Genomic DNA, 16466 nt, shown 5'->3' with positions numbered 1-16466 from the left:
GGAGGCGGCCCAATGACCGCACACATCACCGTCGGCGGCCCCGAGCTTATTCAGGAGCGGAGGCTCGTCACCGAGATCCCCGGCCCCCGCTCGCGCCAGATTCTTGCGCGCAAGGAGTCGGCAGTGGCTCGGTCCGTCGGCCATACTCTGCCGATCGTCGCCGACGCTGCAGGCGGCGGAACGCTCCTGGACGTGGACGGCAACTCGTTCATTGATCTGGGCTCGGGTATCGCCGTTACCAGCGTGGGCAACTCGAACCCTCGCGTGGTTCGTGCAGTTCGTGATCAGCTGGATCGCTTCACGCACACGGCATTCACTGTGGTGCCATACGAGAGCTACATTGCGGTGGCAGAGAAGTTGAACCAGCTCACTCCCGGCAACTTCACCAAGCGCACCGCGCTGTTCAATTCAGGCTCAGAGGCGGTGGAGAACGCCGTCAAGATAGCTCGGCGTGCCACGGGCCGTCAAGCCATCGTGGCCTTCGAACACTCCTTCCACGGGCGCACCAACCTTGCGATGGCCCTGACCGCAAAGAGCGCGCCCTACAAGCAGGGATTCGGCCCGTTCGCCCCGGAAATCTACCGTGTTCCGGCCTCCTACCCATACCGTGACGGCGGTCTCACCGGGCCCGAAGCCGCCCGCCAGACGATCGAGCAGATCGAAAACGAGCTCGGGGCCGAATCGGTGGCCGGCATCATTATCGAGCCCATACAAGGCGAGGGCGGCTTCATCGTTCCCGCAGAAGGTTTCCTGCCAACCCTTCGGGAATGGACGGAGCGCAACGGCATCGTGTTCATCGCAGATGAGATTCAGTCTGGCTTCGCCCGGACAGGTGAATGGTTTGCTGTTGACCATGAAGGGGTTGTCCCTGACCTCATCGCGATGGCCAAAGGCATAGCCGGCGGATTGCCGCTTTCGGCAGTCACGGGGCGTGCTGAGCTGATGGATGCTGCCCAGGTGGGCGGCCTCGGAGGTACCTACAGCGGGAATCCCATTGCCTGCGCAGCAGCGCTTGCGACGATCGAAGCCTATGAGGAGGACGGATTGCTCGATCGCGCACGGAAGATCGGGGAAATCCTGACCGGTCGCTTCACCGAACTGCAGCGAACAGATCCCCGCATCGGCCAAGTGCGCGGACGCGGAGCCATGTTCGCCATCGAACTCGTCGACCCGGATACCCTGAACCCGGATCCGACGCTGACCGCCCGGGTGGTGAAGTACGCCCACGAAAACGGGGTCATTCTCCTCGCCTGCGGCACCTTCGGAAATGTCATTCGGTTCCTTCCCCCCCTGACCATCGAGGATCAGCTGCTTGAGGAAGGCATCGGAATCGTCGCGGAGGGATTGGCCCGTTCATGAATCACACCCAAGACCAGCGGGGATCACAGGCTGGTTACACCGTTCAGCAAAGGATGAGACAGCGATGACAGCACAGAGCAGTGATTTGGTCAGCCGAGTCGAGGACCGTGATGGCCTGACGCACTACAACCACTACATCGGAGGCACCTTCACCGGGCCTGAGGAGGGCCAGTACTTCGATACCGTCAATCCGTATACAGGGGAAGTCTGGGCCAGGATTGCCAGAGGCGGCCCCGCGGACGTATCCCGGGCAGTCGGTTCTGCTTTGGAGGCGTTCAAGAGCTGGGGCAGGACCAAGCCCCAGTACCGTGGCAAGCTGCTGATGGATCTGGCAGATCTCATCGAGGCCAACAGCGAACACCTTGCCGAGATTGAGGTGCGCGACAACGGCAAGCTATATGCAGAGATGTCCGCCCAGACCCGTTACATGGCGGGGTGGTACCGCTACTACGGCGGCCTGGCCGACAAGATTGAGGGCTCGGTCATCCCGAGCGACAAGCCGAACATCCTCAATTACACCCGTTTGGAGCCTCTCGGGCCGATCGCAATGATCACGCCCTGGAACTCTCCTTTGCTTCTTCTGGCGTGGAAGCTGCCAGCGGCTCTAGCGGCAGGCAACACTGTCGTCATCAAGCCCTCGGAGTTCACCTCCGCTTCAACGCTGGAGTTCATGAAGCTTTTCGAAAAGGCGGGATTCCCGCCCGGCGTGGTCAACACGGTCACTGGCTTCGGTCAGGAGGTGGGGGCCCCGCTCGTCGGTCACACGGACATTGTGAAGGTGGCTTTCACGGGTTCCGAGGCAGCCGGGCAAAAGATCTACGAGAACGCGGCTAGCCAGTTCAAGCACGTTTCACTTGAATTGGGCGGCAAGTCCCCAAATATCGTCTTTGAGGATGCGGATCTGGATGCCGCGGCTGCCGGTGTTATTTCCGGTATCTTCGCGGCTACCGGTCAGACGTGCATTGCCGGCTCGAGGCTGCTGGTTCAGCGCTCCATTCACGACGAGTTCGTCCAGCGGGTTGTGGCATTGGCCGAACAGGCCAAGATCGGCGATCCCATGCTGCCTGACACGCACGTGGGACCAGTGACGACCCGCCTGCAGTTTGAGAAGGTGCTCGCCTACATCGATATTGCTCAGCTCGAGGGGGCAAAGTGCGTCTTGGGGGGCGCCGCTTACACCGGGGAAGGCTCGTCCGGGGGACAGTTCGTCCAGCCAACGATCTTTACCGAGGTTCGCAATGAGATGCGCATCGCCCAGGAAGAAGTCTTTGGCCCTGTCCTTGCAGTGATCCCGTTCGACGACGAAGAGGACGCACTATCCATCGCGAATGACATTAACTATGGACTGGCCGCCGGAGTCTGGACACAGGACATTGGCAGGGCCATCCGACTTTCCGAGAATCTGCAGGCTGGCACGGTATGGGTCAACACCTATCGCGCGGTGAGCTTCACGTCCCCCTTTGGAGGATACAAGCGCAGCGGCCTGGGCAGGGAAAGCGGGATTGACGCCATCAAGGAGTACCTCCAGGTCAAGTCGGTCTGGATCTCCACAGCTCCGGACGCTTCAAACCCGTTTGTCATTAAGTAGGTGACAGCAGAAAGGTCCGGGGGTCCTCCCCCGGACCTTTCTGCTGTCAAGGTGAGTGGGACCCCTTCCTATCAGCGTTGACCAGACAAAAATGTCAAGGACGGGGCCCGTTTGACGAGTGGGAGTGGGGCGTGGTCAGCCTGAAGCCAGGGTGGGGCTTCAGCAGAGAGCCGGACGTGTCATCTCGGTCCGATGCCTGCTAAGGCGTACTGGCGCCTGGGGATTGCCGCACGAACGACTGTTCACGGTCTGTGGCGGCGGGTGTACAGCAGGCTTTTGGGCTCCCGTGTACCACTAGCCTGAGCCTGTAGTGCTCATGATTCCGGTATCCGCGGGCGGCTCGTTTGAGGATCCTGGCACTTGAGGGTAGCTGCTTCGCTGCGCGCGTTCGTGAACCTGGCCCGGCAGAACGTGAGCAGTTCTTTGCGCCTCATTTTCAGGGTCACGAACAGTGATTTCGCCTCGCGCATTCTGGTCGCTTTCACGGCGTTTTCGACCTCGGCCCAGGCCCGGTGGGAGCCGTCGATGTGTTCGGTCTTCAGCAGCTGGCAGACGTGTTCCTTGAAGCCCCGGACGACACCGAGTTCAAGGTCAGAGCCAATGATTTCCTGCATCCGTCCGCACTGGGCGGAGGACATGTGTTCCTGGTTGCAGGTCAGCAATTTCCGATACTCCCCCATCGAAACCAATTCCACCTTGTTACGCCACCAGCGCGGCCGGGCCCCGATCCGGTCACGCACCTCCTGACCGCGGCGGCCGTCCACGATGTCCAGGATCGCCCCGGTGTCCAGATCCGTGAAAACGATCGACCAGGGCTCCACCCGGGTGACTGTGCCGGCATCGTTTTTCAGGTAGCGGACCCGCCGGAAGCGATGCTCGTCCACGCCCAGCCAGCGGACCTGGCGCCGGTCCACGCCGCCGTCCAGGACGGCTGTGTCCTCCATGACACGCATGGCGGTCGCCCACGACACACCCGAGGCGGCGGCAACCCGCGAGACGGCACGAAGCTCCGTGGACAGGTCAGCGACAATGCCGGTCACCAGCCTGCTGGTCAGCCTCGAACGCAGCGGAACCCCGTCGGTGGTCTGCACGAACGACCGCCGCGGACACTGCGGTTCCGGACACGCCAACCGCCGCCCGACGCGGCATCGCACGTCTGCGTAATCTGTAACCAGGCTCGTAGTCCTCAGCAACAGATGTCTCGACAACACCTATGCTCGCAGGGCTACGAGCCCTTTCATTAGAAGGACACCACGCCAAATGTTAATAAGCCGGAATGGCCTGGACGCCGCAAACGTCGGGCTGAATGGGCAGTGACCTGACGGACCGGACACCGTTTTGACCGGTCGTCCATTGCGAAGCTTCGTTAGCGGGCCGCGGACACTTCCTCGAGTACGCCAACGAACCAGGCGACCGCGCACTCGCCGACCGGCTCCCAGGACGAGGCGTCGTAGCGGCCGATTTCCCCAATACGGTGCGCCCCCAGCTCCGCGAGTTTGTCGTCGAGCTTGGTGGCACCCTGGCCGTAGGTTTCCGTGTAGAACGTATCGCCAAGGCCGAACATTGCGTAACGCACGCCCGAGAGGTCGGGGCGGACGACGGAAAGGTCTGCATAGAAGGGCAGGGCCGTGTTTGGCAGGTCACCCTCACCGTAGGTGGAGCACAGAAAAACGTACATCGAGTCATGCTGCAGTTCAGCAATTGAGAACGCCGACAGGTCGTGCACTTCGACTTCCTGGCTGTCGCTCCTGATCGACTCAGCGAGATCTTCAGCCGCTATCTCTGCGTTGCCGGATTCCGTGCCGAAAAGAACTTGGATTTTCATCATTTTCTCCTGTTTGAAATGCCTGAGTTAGTCGGCGCCGGCGGCGGCGGCGGAGGTTTGAACGAGCTTATTGTGTGCGATGGCGACCATGTGTTCATGGTTGGGGAACTTTCGGCGGGACCGCTCCTCTGATGCGGCTTGCGTCTCAGCGGAGTCCACGCGCTTCCATGCGGAATAATCGACAGCCCGCGCGCGGACTTCTTCCGGCAGGCCACCGTATCCCGGCTTCGTCTGTTGCTTAATAGAATCCACACCTTCGAGGATCTCTTCTGCTACCGCCTTTGCGCACGATCTGTTTTCGGCGATCGTTCCACGAGAACCCCGCTTAATCCAGCCCGTCCGGTACAGCCCGTGGTCCAGTGCCCCGGTTTCCAGATTTGCCTTGAGTGCGCCGAGTCCGTGCCAGTCACCGGCGTCGTAATCAAAACCGATGGCTGTTACCACGGAATCAGCATTCAGACGCAGATTCGGCCGGTCGTCATGGACGGATCGCAGCTCCACGTTCTGGACGCGCCCGTCCCCGTTGATACTCTCCGGCGCCCAACCAAAGTGCAATGCCACCTCGACACGTGTTTCGGTGCCAGGGTCGACCTCAAGCAGCCCCTTGATGGCCTTGGCACGAGCCAGGGCGGTACGGGGGGCGTCCTCCGCTACTTCAATGGGGTCCGAGCATGAGAACCTCACGCCGCGTACGCGTCCGAGTTCGGCGAGCATTACGGGATCAGAGGGTGCGTTCGTGATTGCCGACCGGCAAATGAAGTCGATGTGGCTCGAAGGTGCTTGGACGTATTCAGCAAGCGCGGCGTCGTCGATGTCGCTGTTGGCGAAATCTCCCGGCTGTTTGATGAGCAGGCGCAAGACGTCGATGGACACGTTGCCGCCGCCGATAATCGCCACGGATTTTCCGAACTTCGGGACGCCGGTCTGCTCAAGCGGGTGCGCGTTGAAGAGCCTTGTCAGGCGGCCGGCGCGATATACCTCGGGCAGGTCTTCACCCGGCACCCCTACGGCGCGATCAGCTGACAGACCCGCAGCCAGCACGACGACGTGATGGGTGCTTCGGAGCTGATCCAGGGAAATGTCCCTGCCGACCTCGATGTTCCCCGCGAAGCGGACATTTTCGCGTTCAAACAACCGGGCAAACTGCGCCTGAATCGATTTGGTGCTTTGATGATCCGGCGCAACGCCGTAGCGAACCAGCCCGAAGGGAGACGCAAGTCGGTCGTAAATTGTGATCTCCGACTGAGGAAGTGACCGGCGAAGGCTTTGGGCAATGTAGCAGCCGGCGGGCCCGCTTCCTATCACGGCAATCGAGAGAGGCGCGTCCATCAGTATGCTCCTTCGGTTGAGGCCATGCTGGCCGGGACGGGCAGGAGAACGGTGACGGGCGCCAATGGAGCGCCCGCAGGGTATTTTCCAAAGAACAGTTCGGAGCCCCGTTCCGTTAGCCGAAGGTCAAGCATCGCGCTGCCAACCTGCCCGGACTCAATGGTTGCCGTTGCTAGCTCGAGCCGCGTTCCCGCTGGGGCGGCGTCGTCCACGATGCACATGCGGACCACGTCCTGGGATACGTGGAAGCTTGGTTCAGCGATACGAAGCGAAAGAACGCCCATGTAGGCAAGAAATTCGACGGAGCCGCCGAAGTTCAGGCTTTCGGTGTCCAACGATGTATCGATTCTGGGGAAGAGGTAGCAGCCGTCGTCATCGCGTGAGGCTCCGGCAGAAACCATGACCGTTCCGTCACCGGTCTGATTCCGGACGTATTTATCAAAGGCCGCATCAATGCGCCATTGCAATGAGTCCGCACCCTCAGGGGCCCGTCCGAGTTTGATCACGTCAGCTCCTTCAAGATCAATTCTTCAGAAAGCGTATACCGGATACGAAATACCCACAAGGGGGCGTCGACTTGAATCGGTCCGCCTGCGACTGCAATGCCGGCCCGGTGCGACGGCTGGGTGGAGCCGCATCGATGGCTCATTGTGATCGACTAGGGCGTGTCTCCCAAATTGGTTCTTGTCGGCTTTGGCATGCTGGAATCATGTCGCGTACCGCCGTTCTGACCGATGCCTAATGGGAGCGGATTGAACCGTTGATGCCCAGTTCCGACGGGAGCCGTGGGAGGCCGTTTCAGGACCACCGTCTTATCGTCGAAGGCATCATCTACCGTTTCCGGGCGGGAATTCCTTGGCGGGACCTGCCGGAGACCTTCGGCCCGTGGCAGACAGTCTGGAAACGCCACCGCCGCTTCAGCGGCGACGGCACCTGGGACAAGATCCACTCCCGGATCCTGGCGGAGGCCGACGCGGCCGGGAAGTCTCCGTGGACTCCACGGTCAACCGCGCACACCAGCACGCCACGAACCTCACCCGCCACACAGGGGGACCTGTCGAATTACATGAATCTTTTAGAGGAACCGCCTGACCACGGAATCGGGAGATCCCGCGGCGGGCTGACAACGAAGATCCATCACCTCTGCGACGGCAAGATGCGCCCGCTGGTCATGTTGCTTGGCCCCGGTCAGGGCGGGGACTCCCCGATGTTCCCGCACCTGCTGGACTCCCTCAGCGTTCCCCGGCTGGGTCCGGGCAGGGCCCGTCCCCGCCCGGACCGGGCTTTGGCGGACAAGGCGTACTCCTCAAGGTCCAACAGAGAGCTTCTGCGCCGGCGCGGCATCCAGGCGGTGATCCCGGAACGCTCCGATCAGGAAGCGAACCGCAAACGCCGCGGCAGCAAGGGCGGCAGACCAGTGGGGCTGGACAGGGAAGCCTATAAGCGACGAAACGTCGTCGAACGGTCCTTCAACGTTTTCAAGCAGTGGCGAGGCCTGCCACCCGCTACGACAAGCTCGCCCTGACCTACCGCGGCGGAGTCGTCCTCCGCGCCATCACCATCTGGCTCAAGGAATTAGGAGACATGCCCTAATGCATCCCGAGGCTCGGGCGCCGGTAGGTGGAGCAGAGACCTGGGACTCTGCGGCAGGAGCGCAGGCGGATCGCAGGCGCTCTCACCTCTGAGGCAGGGCGGTGTCGGAGCCTTGGCCGACGTCATTGGATTGGTCTCGCACGACGGCAGATCGCTGCTCGATTGAATTCACTGGTCCCGGCAGATCCAGGCCTGGGGCGGATCGGTCACACGAAATGTGGGGCCTTCCCCGGAACCTGGGCTCCACTGGATGGGCGGCGGATCCCAATGGAGCGCGGCCATGGGCCTAGCTGACGTCCTGCAGGCGCCTTCTACTGACGTTCGCAGCCGCCAGTCTCATGTTCGCTGGCGTTCGAGCACGCACGAGAGAGCTGGTTCTAGGAGGCTTTCGGAGTGGTCGAACTTATACCCGAGCAAGGCGTCGACCGACACCGGGACGTGATGTCATGCGCTGACTTGGGGCGTCCAAGGACGCCCCAAGTCAGCTGGTCCAGGTCTTTCCGTGGCTGGTTCGGCATCGGTTGCCAGAAGTTTTGCGGCCAGTCGTTCGTCGAAGTTGGCTGCGAGCAGTTCCCCTGAATGGATGATGTGCGCCACCATGGCTGAGCGCGTCTTTTCCAGGTCCCCGGAGCGGATTCCCTCTAGCAGTTCCTCATGGTCGGTCACTGTTGCCTGGGGCCAGCCCGGGATGGAGGAGTAGAACTGCCTCGGGACATACCGGGCAACCAGACCCAGCATCCAGATGATCTTCCGGGAACCGGCCATCAGGTTGATCTCGCGGTGGAAGGCGTGGTTCTTCTCCTCGAGGCGGTCGTGATCATTCCGGGCCGCGGCCGCGATCAACTCATGGTGCAGGGCCTCGAGTTCGGCCACATCCTGCTGGCTCGCATTGGCGGCGGCGCGGGCGGCGAGTTCCCCGCCGATGAGGGCCTGGACCTGGAAAAGGTCCCGGATGTCCTGTCCGGTAAGTGGGGCCACAACGAACCCGCGCCGTGGCACGAGTTCCAGGAAGCCCTCGACCCGAAGGGCCTGCAACGCCTCGCGGGCCGGCGTGGTGGAGATGCCCAGGTCCTCGCCGATGGTCTCGGGTCGGACCAAGGTCCCGGGCCGCAGTTCACCGGACATGATCAGGCCCCGGATATGGGCGGTTGCTTTCTCGCTCAGTTGCGGGCGGGGGCTGCGGCTGGTCATGGTCTGCGGACCCTTTCTGATTAATTTCCCTGCCCAACATACGCCATCAGCCACGGCAGGCCTGGAGTACAGGCCTGCCGTGGCTTATGGACAACTCAGGGAGATTCAGTTGGTGGTTTCGCGCCGGGCCAGGGCGGGTGAGTCCAGCCCCAGTTCGGCCAGGATTTTGTCGGTGTGCTGGCCGACCTCCGGCACTGGACCCATCCTCACGTCCACCTCCCGGGACGTGACCGGGGGAAGCAAGCTGCGCAGCGGTCCGACGGGGGATTCAACGTCCCGCCAGCGGTTGCGCTCGGCCAGCTGCGGATGGGCGGCGAACTCGTGCATGTCCCGCAGCTGGGCGTTGGCGATGCCCGCGGCGTCGAGCCGGGACAGGACTTCGGCTGCCGGCAGATCGCCCAGAACTGCGTTGATGGCATCGTGCAGCGCCGGACGGTTGTCAGCGCGCAGCGCGTTGCCGGCGAATCGGCCGTCCTGCGCGAGCCCGGGCTGCTGCAGCACGTCCGTGCAGAACTTGGCCCATTCGCGCTCGTTCTGGATGCCGAAAAACACGGTGCCATCGGCGGCGTCGAACGGCCCGTAGGGTGCGATGCTGGCGTGCTGGGCGCCGCTACGGGCCGGCGGCGCACCCCCGTATTGCGCGTAGAAGTAAGGCTGGGCCATCCATTCGCCCAGTGCCTCAAGCATGGAGATTTCCAGGACGTCGCCGCGGCCTGTGGTGGCGCGCTGCAGCAATGAAGTCAGGATGCCCGAGTAGGTGTACATGCCGGCCGAGATGTCAGCGATGGACACTCCCACCTTGGCGGGGGATTCCGGGGTGCCGGTGACGCTCAGCAGGCCGGCCTCACACTGAACTAGGAGATCGTAGGCCTTCTTCTGTTCGTAGGAACCGCCGCGGCCGTAGCCGGAGATCGAGGCATGGATCAGCCGCGGGTTCAGCGCCAGTGCCTCGTCCGGCCCCAGGCCCAGGCGTTCGATGGCGCCGGGAGCGAGGTTCTGGACCAGTACGTCGGCCCGGGACACGAGCTTGCGCAGGACCGCCATTCCCTCTGCCGATTTCAGGTCCAGGACAATGCTTTCCTTGGATCGGTTTAGCCAGACGAAGTAGCTGGCCATTCCGTGGACCTTGGTGTCGTAGCCGCGGGCGAAGTCTCCGGTGTCCCGTTCGACCTTGATCACCCGGGCTCCCAGATCGGCAAGCTGGCGTGTGGCGAACGGAGCCGCAACGGCCTGTTCCAGGGAGACGACGGTGATGCCCTCAAGCGGTAACGTGCCCATTTACTGCTCCTTCCCTGCGCGCTGCAGGATCCGTTTGGCCCGCTCGGTGACGGGCCGGTCGATCATCTGGCCATCCACTTGTTCGGCGCCGCCTTCGGCGCCGATCACGGACAGCGCCCACTCTACGTCGGCCTGTGTGGGCGCGAAGGCCCCGTGCACGGTGGCCAGCTGGGCGGGGTGGATGCAGAGCTTCCCGCCGAAACCGAAGTTCCTTGCGAGCCGGGCGGAGTCGGCAACCTGGCCGGTGTCTTTGATGTCGGTGGACGGCGAATCGAGCGGCGCGGCGATGCCGGCTGCACGGGAGGCGAGGACCAGCTGCGCACGGGCGTGGTCCAGGAACCTGTCGCCGCTGTCGGCATCGATGTCTAGTGCGAAGTCAATGGCGCCGAAGGCCAGGCGGGTCACGCCGGGCTGCCGGGCCAGCTCTACCGCATTCACCACGCCGAGAGCCGATTCGATCAGTGGAACCAGGGCCAGGTGTTTTGGCATGTCCGCGCGCAGCTGCCGCAGTGGGCCGGCGTTTTCGGCCTTCGGCACCATGATGCCGAGAAGGCCCGACCCCGGCCTGCGGGCGGCGGAGAGCAGCAAGGTGATGTCGGCGTCGTAGTGACCGGAACCCTGCGGGTTCACCCGGACCAGCGCACGCATGGGGTCGCGTCCGCCGTCGGGGGCAACGGCCTCCAAAGCCGCGGTCAGCGCCGCCGACTTGGCTTCCGGCGCGACGGCGTCCTCCAGGTCAATGATCACGACTCCGGCACCCGCGGCAGCTGCCTTGGCGAACCGTTCGGGCCGGTCGCCGGGGACGAACAGGGCGGTGACGGCGCGTGCCACGGATTCCAAGCCAGTGCCCGCCGCGTCAACTGTCTGGGCGGGGGCTGTCACTGGAAGTCCCCGATCGCGGGCAGGGTGGATTCGTCCGGACGGGCAGACTCGAGGCTGGGAAGGTGGCCCTGCCGGTAAACCATAAAGGTGCGGCGGTAGGTGATGACGATCTTACTGTCCTGGTTGAAGCCTTCTGTGGCGACGGTGACCAGGCCGAGGTTGGGGCGGGACTTCGACTCGCGGACGGTCAGGACCTTGGAGCGGGAATAGATTGTGTCGCCCTCATAGACCGCGTTGGGCATGCGGACCTCGTCCCAGCCCATGTTCGCGAAGACATTCATGGACAGGTCGATTGTGGACTGGCCGGTGACGAGCGCGAGCGTGAAGGTGGAATTGACCAGTGGCAGGCCGAATTCGGTTCCCTTGGCGAAGTTGCTGTCCACATGGATCTTGGCGACGTTCTGCGTCATCAGCGTGAAGGTCTGGTTGTCCGCTTGGGTCACCGTCTTGCCAAACGGATGGTAAAAGATATCCCCCGGGGCGAAGTCCTCAAACAATCGACCGGTCCAGCCCGCTACTACGCGACTTTCGGACGTCCCTGCCTGTGCTACTTCTTCGGTCATCGATGATCTCCTTGGCTTCCGCTGCATCCTCCGCGCCAATCTCTGCTGACTGCCGAAAGTCTAATATATTGTTGTTCCCATGTGATTATGGCCAAGAAATACCGGCAGCGTCAAGGTCTGGAGGGTTAGCAGAGCCACCGAAGCGCCTCTTGCCAGTTCCCAATATATTGGAGTATGGTCAGCTGCCAGAGGTGAGGAAGGCTCGCCCGGATCGATTTCAAGGAGCAACTATGCAAACCCTGACCACCGGACTGGAACAGCTGCGCGAGCAGACCCGCCTCTTCTGTGCAGGTTTTCCCGATGAATACTGGCGCGAAACGGACCGCAACCGCCGTTACCCGCAGGAGTTCGTTGACACTCTGACGGAGTCCGGCCTCCTCGGCGCCCTTATTCCCACCGAGTACGGCGGCCTGGGCCTGGGACTGACCGAGGCAAGTGTCATCATGGAGGAAATCAACAAGTCCGGCGGTCACTCGGCTGCCTGCCACGCGCAGATGTACACGATGGGCGCCCTGCTTCGCCACGGCAATGACGCACAGAAACAGGGGTACCTGCCGCAGATCGCCGCCGGCAAGCTGCGGCTGCAGGCCTTCTCCATCACCGAAGACAAGGCCGGATCGGACACTACCAGCATCGAGACAGCGGCCGTGCGCGACGGCGACGACTTTGTCATCACCGGGCACAAGAGCTGGACCAGTCGGATTGAGGAATCCGACCTTCTCTTTGTCCTGGCACGCACCTCCGAGAAGCCTGAGGGCAAGGACGCCGACAAGACCCATGGCCTGACCCTGTTTCTGGTGGACCTGCGCCAGGTCCGTGCCGACCAGCCCGACACACTCAAGGTGACGAAGGTCCGCACCATGTTCAACTACGCCACCAACCAGGTCCACTACCAGGGCATGCGCGTGCCGGCCTCCGCGGTCATCGGCGAAGTGGGCCAGGGCTTCCGCTACGTCATCGACGGATGGAACGCCGAACGCATCCTGCTCGCTTCCGAAGCCATCGGCGATGGCTACTGGTTCACCCGACGCGGTGTGGACTACGCCAACAGCCGTGAAGTCTTCGGCCGGAAGATCGGCACCAACCAGGGCGTGCAGTTCCCCATCACCGACGCCTACATGAAGGTCCGGGCCGCGGACATGATGCGGTACGAGGCGGCGCGGCTCTTCGACGCCGGCGAACCTTGCGGCGCCGAGGCCAACATGGCCAAGCACCTGGCGTCGGAGGCAAGCTGGGCGGCCGCCAACGCCTGCCTGGACACCCACGGCGGCTACGGCTTCGTTGACGAATACGACGTCGAACGCAAGTTCCGCGAGACCCGCATGTTCCAGGTGGCTCCGGTCAACAACAACATGATCAAGAGCTTCGTAGCCACCAAGGTCCTTGGACTCCCCCGCTCGTACTAAGGATTCCGAGGGAATCGTCCCGACTAACGCTCAATGCAACCAAAACCTGAGGTTCGGGGTTGACGTCGTAAGTCCGCTGTCACCAACCTGAATAAGGAGATTCGAATGGCGCGCAGCTTAAGCTCGCTTCTTCTGGACGGCAATATGGTTCTGTTTTCGCCGACGTTTACCGTGATGAATGTAGATTCGACGGCGGTGCGCGCCATTGTCAGCGGCGCGGACAAGATGGCGGTTCGAAAGCGTGTAGACGCTCTCGCGAAAATGCTCAGCACCTACGACGTACCGGGCCTCGGCCGATTGGTCCCGACGAACGATTCGCTTCTCGTGGAGTTCGATCCGTCCCTTATGGAAGCTCCCACTCTGAAACGGTTGGTCAGATTAGTCGATGCTTCAGCTTCGGGGACTGAAGATGGCTAGCCTCAGGCCAGAGCAACTTGTGAGCCGAATGCAAGCCATGGGATGCCCGCCTGAACCTCCCAGACTGCGGACCGTGTCGGTTACACAAGGCACTGAGTACCAACCGATACGGTCCGCTCCCCCTTACGGAATGTGAGAGACACCCCCGATGACTAGTGCGGCCGACATAGCGTTTCTTCCCGCTCTCCCGGGAGCCTTGTGGTCAGCGCGGGTGACCACCCAGGATCCGAGAGCTATGTTTCTGCTCTCAAAGAAACAATTGAGTCGCTAAGCCTTCCCGGAGTTGTTAGCATCCAATCGCTGAAGAGTGAACTTGTTATTGCGTTTCACCCGTGCTTCGTCGACGCCCAGGATCTGGCGGACATGCTGAAAGCTGCGGACTCAGCTGTCCGCTTCGCATATGGAGACCATTCCCCGTCCTCCCACTTACTGCCCGCGATGTTTGGGGGCCCCTACGGTCCAGACCTTTCCCTGGCAAGCCTGCTGCTGGGAACGACCGAAGCAGCACTGATCCGCAGTTTTTGCAGGAAGGCACATGCTGTGTCGGGGCTCGCGGCACCGGCAGCATCCCCGATGCTTGATGTCAGTGCCCGTCATGGATTGTCGCCCTTGCTTGGAACATTCCGCACAAGACAGGCAGTAATGCCAGGAACACTTATGCTCTCCGCCTCCGGAATCACAATTGCGGCATGCGAATGGTTTAGCGATGAACTCCTTATTGGGCGGGTGTCCACAGGGGAAGCCTCTTCAAGACGCCTCTTCGTTGGCGATTTGGTCCGGCTGTGCGCAACCGTCCCGGAACTGCCAGTCGAGGAGTAGAAATCACGACGGTGAGGAACCACGACGCAAAGAAGAGATCCCTGGCGTGAAGTCGTTATTGTTGACTCCGAGGCCGGTGACAGCGCAGCATGGTGGACAGCGACCAGGGTGCCGCCGGCAAGCTTCACGACGTGCTGCTACCAGCCGGCGGCACCGGCTGAAGCCGCCATGTGCTGCAACTCGGCGCCGATCGTGTGGTCGTGTCGACTTCCATTCCCCCCGTGATCCCGCACAGCCCGGCCACAGTGGTGAAGACCACCTCGCTCTTCATTCGGCCGGCCTACACCGACCTCTGAGCAGATGACCCTGACGCGGACGCCCGGCAGAATTGGATCTGTTTGAACTTCCGGCAATGCCCAACTCGCATTCATCCGGTCGTATCATCCGTTCGCGCTGCGGTCATGCACACGGACAAAGTATGCGGATTGGATCCATCTCTTGTGAGGCACGTTGGTGAGGGAGCCAAGGGCTGAACGTCGCCGCGGCGGACCGTCTCGCCTGAAGCCTCACAACCTCATGCTGAAATGCCTGTGTGCAAATGCGGCCACCACTCCCCTGCGGGCCCTTGAGACCAGCAAAGCCGACAAGTGGGTATCCGGTTTGCTCAGGTGTAGCTTGGCGGTATGGCACGACCGGATTTTCCGCAGTCGATTCTGGAGTTCCAGGCAAGGTTCGGAGATGAGCAGGCCTGCCTGGATTATTTGTTTGCGTGCCGGTGGCCCGAGGGCTTTGTTTGTCCGCGTTGCCAGGGACGGCTCGCGTGGCCGATTGCGACGCGTGGCGTGTGGGAATGTGCCGGGTGTCATCTCCAAACATCCCTGACGTCCGGGACCGTGCTGCACAAGACGCACCTGCCGTTGCAGTACTGGTTTTGGGCGGCGTACTTGATGACGACGAACACGCCGGGGATCTCGGCGGTGCAGTTGCAGCGCCAACTCGGGCTGAGCCGCTACGAGAGTACGTGGACGATGCTGCACAAGCTGCGCCGTGCCATGGTCAACCCTGAACGCACCCTGTTGACCAGGGAGGTCGAGGTCGATGAATGCGAGGTCGGCGGCGTGGAAAAGGGCCGGCGCAGTGGGCGGAGTCTGACGGCCAGGGCCGCCGAGGTTGTTGTCGCCGTTGAGGTCCGTGGCGAGGGTCCTGGCAGGATCCGCATGCGCGTCATTCCTGACGCGTCAGGGGCGACGCTGTACAGCTTTGTTCACGACACCGTGGCGCCCGGGGCAATCGTCCACACCGACGGCTGGGGCCCGCACCTCCAGCTCGCGAAAAACGGGTACGACCACCGGCCGCGCTCCCAGCGGGCAGCCAAACGTAACGGCGACACAGAACCGGTAATGCCGCGCGTTCACAGGGCCATCAGCAACTTCAAGTCCTGGCTGCGCGGCACCCACCGCGCCGTCAGCAACGAACACCTCCAGGTCTACCTGGATGAATTCGTCTTCCGCTACAACCGGCGCCGCTCGCCCATGTCAGCCTTTCAAAGCCTTCTCGGCCTCGAATCACACCAGCAACCCACGACTTACCGCCAAATCGTCGACCAAGGACCCGGCACCACACGAAGAACCTGAGCAAACCGGATACGCACTAGCCGACATATGGTCCAGTATCGGTGCCTATACACCACCCGGAGGGGTCAGTCTTATGCCTCGCTGAGAAGTTCATTTCTTTCCGTGATCAAGGTGGGCAGCCCGCCAGTGCCGGCCCGAACGCCTTCTGACGAGAGTCCTCCCTCCGATGTTCCATGAACCAGTGGGCACATTGGACATGGCAGGGCTGATGGTGCTGATTACGACAACTACGCTGACGCCTGATCCGGGGGACGGGCGGCTCCGTGACCGGACTGAGAGCTTTGCCGGTCCCGCCAGCCGTCCGAAGCATCAGGACGTTAGCGTTGGCCCCGGCTCGCGAATTCGTCGTCCAGCTTGTACCCACTGAACTCGGCCTCCAGGTTCGGCTCGACTTTGGCCCGCCTACCGACTGGCCAGGCTCAGCGAAGTGATCTGCTCCGGATCAGCTGCCATGTCATGCCGTTCCACCCGCATTCCTGCATGAACAGGGATCAGAGCCGAAATTCCGGGACCGGCAGCAACCCTGGCCCACCTAAAGAATAATCAGCAAATCATGTTGTACGCGGGGCAAAGTCATATGGTCGTAGCAACGCTCTGATTGATGGAGCGTTTTATGGTCAAGTTATTTCCTCCGAATGCCCG

Annotated in this window: 15 protein-coding genes; 7 read left to right on the top strand and 8 right to left on the bottom strand. The window is 62.2% G+C overall.

Translation table 11 applies throughout. The features are described 5' to 3' along the window. Positions 1-12: 12 nt before the first annotated feature. Positions 13-1359: a 4-aminobutyrate--2-oxoglutarate transaminase gene (gene gabT / locus ACZYZ3_RS18030; protein ID WP_463965174.1), complete on the top strand. Its 1347-nt coding sequence runs from the start codon at positions 13-15 to the stop codon at positions 1357-1359. Between the two features lie 64 nt (positions 1360-1423). Further along, a complete protein-coding gene (locus ACZYZ3_RS18025) occupies positions 1424-2947 on the top strand; it encodes an aldehyde dehydrogenase (RefSeq protein ID WP_463965173.1) in 1524 nt (507 codons plus the stop codon). Positions 2948-3261: 314 nt separating this feature from the next. On the opposite strand, the gene ACZYZ3_RS18020 is transcribed toward ACZYZ3_RS18025, so the two are convergent. From ACZYZ3_RS18020 to ACZYZ3_RS18005, 4 genes are all read right to left on the bottom strand, one after another. Next, positions 3262-4038, bottom strand: coding sequence for a transposase (locus ACZYZ3_RS18020; RefSeq protein ID WP_463965172.1), 777 nt, complete (start codon positions 4036-4038; stop codon positions 3262-3264). Between the two features lie 275 nt (positions 4039-4313). Next, positions 4314-4775 (bottom strand): flavodoxin domain-containing protein, encoded by a 462-nt coding sequence (locus ACZYZ3_RS18015; protein WP_463965171.1) that lies wholly within the window; start codon positions 4773-4775, stop codon positions 4314-4316. Positions 4776-4799: 24 nt separating this feature from the next. Next, positions 4800-6101, bottom strand: coding sequence for an FAD-dependent oxidoreductase (locus ACZYZ3_RS18010; RefSeq protein ID WP_463965170.1), 1302 nt, complete (start codon positions 6099-6101; stop codon positions 4800-4802). Then, complete coding sequence (locus ACZYZ3_RS18005; protein ID WP_463965169.1) at positions 6101-6607, bottom strand: HtaA domain-containing protein; 507 nt, start codon at positions 6605-6607, stop codon at positions 6101-6103. The genes ACZYZ3_RS18010 and ACZYZ3_RS18005 overlap by 1 nt, the downstream gene beginning before the upstream one ends. Before the next feature lie 257 nt (positions 6608-6864). On the opposite strand from ACZYZ3_RS18005, the gene ACZYZ3_RS18000 reads away from it, so the two are divergent. Then, positions 6865-7626, top strand: coding sequence for an IS5 family transposase (locus ACZYZ3_RS18000; protein WP_463965168.1), 762 nt, complete (start codon positions 6865-6867; stop codon positions 7624-7626). A 512-nt stretch (positions 7627-8138) separates the two neighbouring features. On the opposite strand, the gene ACZYZ3_RS17995 is transcribed toward ACZYZ3_RS18000, so the two are convergent. The 4 genes from ACZYZ3_RS17995 to ACZYZ3_RS17980 form a co-directional block, all read right to left on the bottom strand. Beyond that, the gene (locus ACZYZ3_RS17995) at positions 8139-8885 is read right to left on the bottom strand and encodes a GntR family transcriptional regulator (RefSeq protein ID WP_463965167.1); all 747 of its coding nucleotides are present in this window, start codon (positions 8883-8885) and stop codon (positions 8139-8141) included. Between the two features lie 105 nt (positions 8886-8990). After that, positions 8991-10163, bottom strand: a complete 1173-nt coding sequence (locus ACZYZ3_RS17990) for a CaiB/BaiF CoA transferase family protein (protein WP_463965166.1) — start codon at positions 10161-10163, stop codon at positions 8991-8993. Next, complete coding sequence (locus ACZYZ3_RS17985; RefSeq protein WP_463965165.1) at positions 10164-10994, bottom strand: HpcH/HpaI aldolase/citrate lyase family protein; 831 nt, start codon at positions 10992-10994, stop codon at positions 10164-10166. It abuts the gene before it with no gap. A gap of 47 nt (positions 10995-11041) precedes the next feature. Next, positions 11042-11608, bottom strand: a complete 567-nt coding sequence (locus ACZYZ3_RS17980; protein WP_463965164.1) for a MaoC family dehydratase — start codon at positions 11606-11608, stop codon at positions 11042-11044. Between the two features lie 230 nt (positions 11609-11838). On the opposite strand from ACZYZ3_RS17980, the gene ACZYZ3_RS17975 reads away from it, so the two are divergent. The 4 genes from ACZYZ3_RS17975 (at position 11839) to ACZYZ3_RS17960 (ending at position 15824) form a co-directional block, all read left to right on the top strand. Beyond that, a complete protein-coding gene (locus tag ACZYZ3_RS17975; protein ID WP_463965163.1) occupies positions 11839-13014 on the top strand; it encodes an acyl-CoA dehydrogenase family protein in 1176 nt (391 codons plus the stop codon). A gap of 105 nt (positions 13015-13119) precedes the next feature. Continuing rightward, entirely contained in the window at positions 13120-13431 is a 312-nt protein-coding gene (locus ACZYZ3_RS17970; RefSeq protein ID WP_463965162.1) for a 5-oxoprolinase subunit B family protein, read from the top strand. Positions 13432-13629: 198 nt separating this feature from the next. After that, a complete protein-coding gene (locus tag ACZYZ3_RS17965; RefSeq protein ID WP_463965161.1) occupies positions 13630-14250 on the top strand; it encodes a carboxyltransferase domain-containing protein in 621 nt (206 codons plus the stop codon). Between the two features lie 623 nt (positions 14251-14873). Continuing rightward, positions 14874-15824, top strand: a complete 951-nt coding sequence (locus ACZYZ3_RS17960) for an IS1595 family transposase (protein WP_463965160.1) — start codon at positions 14874-14876, stop codon at positions 15822-15824. The last annotated feature ends 642 nt before the right edge of the window (positions 15825-16466 follow it).

It is taken from the genome of Pseudarthrobacter linnaei, from assembly GCF_055412825.1.
The sequence above is the reverse complement of the archived record's forward strand: the minus strand, read 5'-3'. Positions and strand labels throughout refer to the sequence as shown.

Bases quoted from the DNA above. Each gene is read 5' to 3' on its own strand.
- ACZYZ3_RS18000 (WP_463965168.1), top strand. From the start codon at position 6,865: ATGCCCAGTTCCGACGGGAGCCGTGGGAGGCCGTTTCAGGACCACCGT.
- ACZYZ3_RS18015 (WP_463965171.1), bottom strand. From the start codon at position 4,775: ATGATGAAAATCCAAGTTCTTTTCGGCACGGAATCCGGCAACGCAGAG.
- ACZYZ3_RS17990 (WP_463965166.1), bottom strand. From the start codon at position 10,163: ATGGGCACGTTACCGCTTGAGGGCATCACCGTCGTCTCCCTGGAACAG.
- ACZYZ3_RS17960 (WP_463965160.1), top strand. From the start codon at position 14,874: ATGGCACGACCGGATTTTCCGCAGTCGATTCTGGAGTTCCAGGCAAGG.
- ACZYZ3_RS17995 (WP_463965167.1), bottom strand. From the start codon at position 8,885: ATGACCAGCCGCAGCCCCCGCCCGCAACTGAGCGAGAAAGCAACCGCC.
- ACZYZ3_RS17975 (WP_463965163.1), top strand. From the start codon at position 11,839: ATGCAAACCCTGACCACCGGACTGGAACAGCTGCGCGAGCAGACCCGC.
- ACZYZ3_RS18025 (WP_463965173.1), top strand. From the start codon at position 1,424: ATGACAGCACAGAGCAGTGATTTGGTCAGCCGAGTCGAGGACCGTGAT.
- ACZYZ3_RS17970 (WP_463965162.1), top strand. From the start codon at position 13,120: ATGGCGCGCAGCTTAAGCTCGCTTCTTCTGGACGGCAATATGGTTCTG.
- ACZYZ3_RS17980 (WP_463965164.1), bottom strand. From the start codon at position 11,608: ATGACCGAAGAAGTAGCACAGGCAGGGACGTCCGAAAGTCGCGTAGTA.
- gabT (WP_463965174.1), top strand. From the start codon at position 13: ATGACCGCACACATCACCGTCGGCGGCCCCGAGCTTATTCAGGAGCGG.
- ACZYZ3_RS18010 (WP_463965170.1), bottom strand. From the start codon at position 6,101: ATGGACGCGCCTCTCTCGATTGCCGTGATAGGAAGCGGGCCCGCCGGC.